The 908-nt window shown below is 68.9% G+C and carries 2 protein-coding genes; both read right to left on the bottom strand.

Going from position 1 to position 908, the window contains the following annotated elements:
- Positions 1-355: ATP-binding cassette domain-containing protein (locus tag HUK84_RS20300; RefSeq protein WP_176641808.1), on the bottom strand; the 355-nt coding region annotated here is incomplete at its 3' end.
- On the bottom strand, positions 342-908 hold a 567-nt coding region (locus HUK84_RS20295; RefSeq protein WP_176641807.1), incomplete at its 5' end, for an amino acid ABC transporter permease. The genes HUK84_RS20295 and HUK84_RS20300, both read right to left, overlap by 14 nt.

The raw sequence follows: 908 nt of genomic DNA, 5'->3' as shown, positions 1-908 counted from the left end.
CCTCCCCGGCCTCGGCGCGGGAGCGCCCGGCGACGACGGTCGGCGCCAGCGTCAGGTTGCGCAGGACCGACATATGGTCGAACAGGCCGAATTGCTGGAACACGATCGCCGCATGGGCCCGCAAGGCGCGGCCGGCCGAAGCGGCGGTCATGTCGATCACCGCGCCATCCAGCGTCAGCGACCCGCCGACGACCGGCTGCAACCCGATCAGTGCCCGCAGCAGCGTGCTTTTCCCCGAACCGGACGGCCCGATCAGGCTGACGATCTCGCCCCGCCCGACCTGCAGCCCGACATCGCGCAGGATGTCGTGCGCGCCATGGCGAACCGTCACGCCCCGCAGGTCAAGATATGGCAAGGCGTTTCTCCAGCATGCGGCTGAGGCGGGTCAGCGGATAGGAAATGGCGAAATACAGGCCGAGCACGGCCAGAAAGACCTGCACCGTCGGCAGCCCGCGGTTCGAGAGGATGACCCCCGCCTGATTCAGTTCCAGGACGCCGACCTGCGACGCCAGGGCCGTATCCTTGATGAACAGCACCAGATAGCCGACGGCCGGCGGCACGATCACCGGCAACGCCCGCGGCACGATCACGTAGCGCCAGCGCGCCAGCAGGGGCAGGTTGAGCGTGACGGCGGCCTCGATCTGGTCGGCCGGAACGGAATTGACACCGCCATGAACGATCTCGGCGATATATCCCGCCGCGATCAGCCCGATGGCCCAGAGCGCCACGGTCGTTCCCGACACGTCCAGCCCGGCCATGCCCGTCAGGAAGAACACGATATACAGCGTCACGATGAACGGGACGCGCCGCACCACCTGCACATAGCCCGCGGCCAGCCAGCGCAGGGGGGCGAGAAGCCGTCCGCGCGCCATCCGCAGGCAGGCCAGCGCAACCCCGCCGGCCAGGCC

This window comes from Nguyenibacter vanlangensis (genome assembly GCF_013376155.1).
Classification (GTDB): domain Bacteria; phylum Pseudomonadota; class Alphaproteobacteria; order Acetobacterales; family Acetobacteraceae; genus Gluconacetobacter; species Gluconacetobacter vanlangensis.
Note: the sequence above shows the minus strand (reverse complement) of the source record. Positions and strands in the feature narration are given on the sequence as shown.